At 59.7% G+C, this 6,016-nt stretch carries 5 protein-coding genes; all 5 read right to left on the reverse strand.

Going from position 1 to position 6,016, the window contains the following annotated elements:
• Window positions 1-231 precede the first annotated feature (231 nt).
• Complete coding sequence (locus M3498_06725; protein MDQ3458977.1) at window positions 232-1,155, reverse strand: dihydrodipicolinate synthase family protein; 924 nt, start codon at window positions 1,153-1,155, stop codon at window positions 232-234.
• A gap of 4 nt (window positions 1,156-1,159) precedes the next feature.
• Window positions 1,160-1,927 (reverse strand): HpcH/HpaI aldolase/citrate lyase family protein, encoded by a 768-nt coding sequence (locus M3498_06730; protein ID MDQ3458978.1) that lies wholly within the window; start codon window positions 1,925-1,927, stop codon window positions 1,160-1,162.
• Window positions 1,927-3,657 (reverse strand): L-arabinonate dehydratase, encoded by a 1,731-nt coding sequence (araD, locus tag M3498_06735; protein ID MDQ3458979.1) that lies wholly within the window; start codon window positions 3,655-3,657, stop codon window positions 1,927-1,929. Before araD ends, M3498_06730 begins: the two co-directional genes overlap by 1 nt.
• Complete coding sequence (locus tag M3498_06740; protein ID MDQ3458980.1) at window positions 3,654-5,345, reverse strand: thiamine pyrophosphate-binding protein; 1,692 nt, start codon at window positions 5,343-5,345, stop codon at window positions 3,654-3,656. The genes araD and M3498_06740 overlap by 4 nt, the downstream gene beginning before the upstream one ends.
• A 46-nt stretch (window positions 5,346-5,391) precedes the next feature.
• The coding region (locus M3498_06745) for an NAD(P)-binding domain-containing protein (protein ID MDQ3458981.1) at window positions 5,392-6,016 on the reverse strand (625 nt) is incomplete at its 5' end.

Raw genomic sequence — 6,016 nt, forward strand, 5'->3', positions numbered from 1 at the left:
AAATGGTTTGGCTTCCCAGTGAACTTGCCTCGAGATTATTCGCCTTAACGGGGAAATGAAATCTACCCGTCAGGGACGAGAAATGAAAATTCCTAAATCTCGCAGAGGGGGGGCGGAAAGTCGGTTCATCACTGAGGCGGATGCTTTCCAAGCGCCACTTCAAAGGGGGACATGACACTGCGGCCCATGACCCCCGACCCAACAATGAGTGCATTTCGACCAGTCAAGCTGCTATGCGACCTCCTGGTCGAGTGCGGCAAGCTCACGGGCCGCTGCTGCCACGCGCTCGCGGTCATCCTTCGACAGATTGCTCATTAAGGGCAGGATCGGCCCCATGTCGGCAATACCGGCAAGAGTCACTGCATCATGGAGCACCCGGATTGGGTTGATGCCGTCGCGAAGGTCCTCGAGAGGCAGAAAGCTCTGACGTAGTAACTCTGCCCTATCGTAGTCTTGCCCTTTGAGGGCTTTGAGGAGTTCCGTAGAACGCTGTGGCGCGACGCAGACCGAACCCGAGGTAAAGCCGTTTAGGCCAAAGTCGCGCAGGTGCACAATCGCCGGCCGCTCGCCAATGCCACTTATGATATAACGACGATCAATGGCATCACAGAGTGAGCTCAGGTAGTCGTCTCTGGTAGGGTCATCACGTACCACAGCATACTTGATCCCGCTAACCACACCGTCCTTGACCAAACGGCGGACACCGTCAACGTCAAGATAGCCCTCGAATTTGAGATAGATGACGATGGGCTTACCGAAGCGCTCAGCGAAACGGCGCAGGCCCGTCTCGACCCCCGCTGGGGTTTTCTGCGCTTGCAGCGGCAGTACCATCACCGTCGGAAAGTCGTAATCCCTAAGGACCTCCACCTGGTCCATCATCATCCCGTAAGACGGTCCAGCCGACGGAATGACCCAGCTTTCGGACGCCGCGGTTTCGGCAAGGGTAGTCAGAATTTCAGCGTATTCACTGAGTGAGATGTTATAGAAGTTGGCATTGCCGCCGTAGAGAAGGGTAGTCACGCCACCGCGCTCGAGATAGCGCATGAGTTCTTCGTTGGCCGCCTTGTTTAGTCTGTAGTCATCTCGGCGGGCTAGTGGCGGCACGGCCAAAACGGATGCGGAAAGGTCTTCAAAGGTTACGGGGGAGGTCTTCATGAGTTCATCCTTTCTTGAAGGCGTTCAACAAGTTTTCGCTCGAGCGCCTCAGCAGACCGATATCGCTGCCCACCGCGACGAAGGTGAAGCCCATATCGAGGTAGCGCTTGGCATCCTCTTCAAGGGGAGCGAGAATACCGACAGGTTTGCCGAGATGCCGACAGCGGCTGTAAGCCTCAGCGATCGCGTCTTGCACCTCTGGGTGACCACTATTGCCAAGATGGCCCATATTGGCCGCTAGATCCGAGGGGCCGATGAAAACGCCGTCCACGCCTTCAACATCGACAATTGCCTCCAGTTCAGCTAAGGCCGCACGTGTTTCTAGTTGGACAAGCAGGCAAAGTTCATCATGGACGCACCTGAAGTAGTCGGCGATGCGGCCGTAGCGGTTAGCGCGCTGGGCAACTGAAACACCACGCACGCCCTGCGGCGGGTAGCGCATGAAGGTAACAGCTTGGCTTGCCTCCTCGGCATTCTGGATGAAGGGCACGAGGAGAGTTTGCGCGCCGATATCAAGAAAACGCTTGATCAAGATGACGTCGTTCCAGGCTGGACGCACCACCGCCATTGCGGTCCCACCACTTATGGCTCTTAATCCCTCGAGCACGTCAGGTAGTTCGTTGGGGGAATGCTCGGTGTCGATCACGATCCAGTCGTAGCCACTGCCAGCGATGATTTCGAGGGCGGTGCCACTGCCCAGGCCGCTCCAAAGCCCGATTTGGCGTTCACCGGCCAGGATGGCTCGTTTGAAGGCGTTGATGGGCATGTCCATCAGTGGATTTCCGGCTCCGGTATGAGGACGCCGACCTCCAAGTTATCGAAGTCGCAGCCAAGGTGCGCCTGAGTGACGTGGCGGTTATAGATCGAACCGTAGCCGCGACCATAAGTGGGTTCAGGCTTGGCCCACGTGGCGCAGCGGGTTGCCATTTCTTCGTCACTCACCTGCAGGGTGAGGCGCCGGTTAGGCACGTCTAGTTCGATAATGTCACCATCTTTCACGAAGGCGAGAGGACCTCCAATATGCGACTCCGGCGAGACGTGCAGGACACAGGTGCCGTAGCTCGTTCCGCTCATGCGCGCATCGGAAATCCTGACCATGTCACGGACTCCCTTCTTGAGGAGTTTTTGCGGGATGGGCAGCATGCCCCATTCGGGCATACCCGGTCCACCCAGGGGACCAGCGTTCTGGAGAATGAGCACCGAATCCTCACTGACCTCTAAGTCATCACGGTCAATGCGCTCGGCCATGTCGTTGTAGTTATGGAAAACCACCGCCGGCCCGCAGTGCTGCAGCAGTTCTGGGCTTGCAGCTGTCTGCTTGATTACGCAGCCGTCAGGTGCGAGATTACCATGCAGAACAGCTAACCCTCCCTCCTCACTCAAGGGGTTGTCAAGGGGCCGGATAACGTCATCGTTGTAGCTCTCAGCGCCGGCGATATTTTCGCCCAGCGTTCGGCTATTGACGGTCATGCAGCTTAGATTAAGCTTGTTACCAAGGCGGTTGAGCAGCGCGCGCAGGCCACCCGCGTAGTAAAAGTCCTCCATGAGGTAAGCGCCGGATGGTCGGATATTAGCGAGCGTTGGCGTCCTCCTCGAGACGGCGTCGAAGTAGTCAAGCTCGAGCTTGATGCCGGCGCGGCCAGCCATGGCGATCATGTGGATAATCGCGTTGGTCGATCCCCCTAAAGCCATAGCCGTGACGATGCCGTTGTCGACAGCAGCCTCACTCAGGATCTCACTCGGGCGCAGGTCCTCCCAGACCATGTTTACGATGCGCCGACCGCTCTCGGTTGCCATCCGCGGGTGGTGAGAGTCCGCCGCGGGGATGGAAGCTGCACCAGGCAGCGTCAAGCCCATCGCCTCGGCAACCGAGGTCATCGTCGAGGCGGTACCCATCGTCATGCAATGGCCGAAGGAGCGAGCGATGCCCTCCTCGACTTCGTTCCACGCCTCTTCATCGATGTTGCCAGCGCGCAGTTCGTCCCAGTACTTCCATGAGTCGCTGCCGCTGCCCAGCACCTCCCCGTGCCAGTTGCCGCGCAACATCGGGCCGGCGGGCACGAAGATGAAGGGAAAATCCATGGTGGTCGCGCCCATGATGAGAGCAGGCGTTGTCTTATCGCAACCGCCCAGGAGGACCGCCCCGTCGATTGGATGGGTGCGCAGGATTTCCTCCGTCTCCATCGCCAGCAAGTTCCGGTAGAGCATCGTCGTCGGCTTCATGAACATCTCGGAGAGCGAGAGGGCAGGCAGTTCGACAGGAAAACCGCCTTCTTGCCAAACGCCGCGCTTCACCTCTTCGGCTCGTTGCCGGAAGTGCAGATGACAGGGATTTAGGTCACTCCAAGTGTTGATGATGCCGATGATAGGCTTACCCATATAGTCTTTGGCACTGTAGCCCATCTGCTTTGTGCGTGAACGGTGACCAAAGGAACGTAAGTCGCGCGCGCCGTACCAGCGGTGGCTGCGCAGGTCCTCGGGACGCTTACGTAGTTTGCTCATTCGGTACCCCCTTTCGATGAAGCGCGCATGGCGCTGAGAGTGCTGCGGGTGCTGATTACTTCGGGGTCGGTGCGCAACTCGATAACGGCAGCCTTGCCGGAAGCGACGGCGCGCTCGAAGGCCGGCGCGAACTCCTCCGTTCGCAAAACTGTTTCCGCGTGAGCACCGTAGGCAGCCGCCACAGCAGCGAAGTCGGGATTGGTCAAGTCGGTGCCGATGACGCGGTCGGGGTAACGCATCTCCTGGTGCATGCGGATGGTGCCGTACATGTTGTTGTTGAAGACCAGGATGACTGGGCGGCAGCCATGCTGCAGGGCGGTAGCGAGCTCCTGCCCGGTCATGAGAAAGCCGCCGTCGCCGACGAAGCTAACGACCAAGCGGTCGGGACAGGTGAGGCTGGCGCTAACTGCCGCCGGCACCGAGTAACCCATGGCGCCGCTCGTCGGTCCGAGCTGGCGTCCGGGACGGCCAAAGCGCAAAAACCGCTGGGGCCAGCCGCTAAAGTTGCCGGCATCAATGGTGACAATGGCGTCTTCCGGCAGACGTTGCCGCAAGAATAGGAGCACCTCACCAAGGTCGAGTTCCCCCTCATAACCTGGCGGTTTAAGTGTGCTCTCGTAATCACCCCGCGCCCCTTCCCGCCACTCGCGCCAGCGCTTGCCATCAACTTTGATGGGCTGAAGGGCCGCAGCAAGTTGGCTCACGCCCGACTGAATGGCGAGGGCAGGGTGGTAGACGCGCCCTAACTCCTCAGCCTCGGGGTGAGCGTGGATAAGGGTGAGCTGCGGCTCGGGGCTTTCTAGCAGCGCGTAGCCTTGGGTGTTCATCTCGCTGAGCCGTGCGCCAACGACGAGAAGCAAATCGGCTTCCTTGAGGCGTTTGAGGAGTGTTGGGGCCGCTCCGACGCCCAGAGCGCCGACATAGCTGGAGCTATCATTCGGGACAACGTCCTGCCGGCGGAAGGCGCAAAGGACGGGAAGATCATTTGCTTCAGCGAAAGTCGTGATCTGCCGGCAGGCCTCATCCGTCCAGGTGCTGCCGCCAACGAGCATGAGCGGTCGCTCGGCCTGCTCAAGCATCTCCTGCAAGCACTCGAGGTCAGCAGCACTGGGGTGAGCGCGCACAGCTTCACAAGGTCCGCTGTCCGCAACGCCTACCTCGTCGCGTAGCATATCCTCCGGCAGTGCCAAGACGACGGGGCCAGGCCGGCCGGACATGGCCACGTGAAAGGCGCGGCTTAGTGCCTCGGGGATGCGCTCTGCCTGGTTGACCTGCGTCACCCACTTGGCTACCGAGCCGAACATCTGCCGGTAGTCGATCTCCTGAAACGCCTCGCGCTCAGCGTGACCACGGCCCACCTGGCCGACAAGCAGAAGCATCGGCGTCGAGTCCTGCCGCGCGGTGTGAACAGCGATACTGGCGTTGCAGGCGCCGGGGCCACGCGTAACGACGCAAATGCCAGGTCGTCCCGTCAACTTGCCGTAAGCCTCAGCCATAAAGGCGGCACCGCCCTCCTGGCGACAGGTGATGAGGCGTACGCTCTCCCGGACATCATAGAGCGCGTCGAGCACCTCGAGATAGCTCTCGCCGGCCACGGAGAAGACGGTATCTACACCCTGAACGCGTAGAGCATCAACGAGTACGCGTCCGCCACTACGTACTACGCGCTCAGCCTGCGGAACGGTCATGGCCTCCACTGAAAAGCCTCCACGAATTTATAAACCACATGACTCCTTAAGAACCTGATAGAACCTGGGGGTTGATAATGTGCTTCGGCCTTTCCTGCCTCAAGTAGGCGAGCACGGCTTCGGCAGCCTGTGTGGCCATGCGCCAGAACGCCTCTTTCGTGTGCGCTGCGCTATGCGGAGTAAGGATGACGTTTTCAAGCGAAAAGAGCGGATGACCCTCCTGCGGCGGCTCCGAGTCGAAGACATCGAGCGCTGCGCCCCCTAACTGGCCCTCCTCAAGAGCGTCATGGAGAGCCGCTTCATCGACAACACCACCACGAGCGAGGTTGAGGAGGAAGGCGTTCGGCTTCATGACGCAAAACTCCTTGGCGCTAATCAGGCCCCGCGTTTCAGGAGTCAAGGGCAGGTGAAGACTCACCACGTCGGCCTCCGCCAAGAGCGCCTCGAGTTCCTCCCGTGCTTCTACCCCCTGCTCTTTAAGAGCTTCGGGGGTTTGGTACGGATCATAAGCGAGAATCCGCATGTCCAGCGCCAGATGGCATCGCCGCGCGACTTCTTGCCCGATGCGCCCAAACCCGACTATTCCCAAGGTTTTGTTCTTGAGTTCTATACCCACAAGCTCATCGCGCCTCGCGAATTGCCCACTCCGGGTCGCCCGGTCCGCCTTGAGT

Source organism: Deinococcota bacterium (assembly GCA_030858465.1).
Classification (GTDB): domain Bacteria; phylum Deinococcota; class Deinococci; order Deinococcales; family Trueperaceae; genus JALZLY01.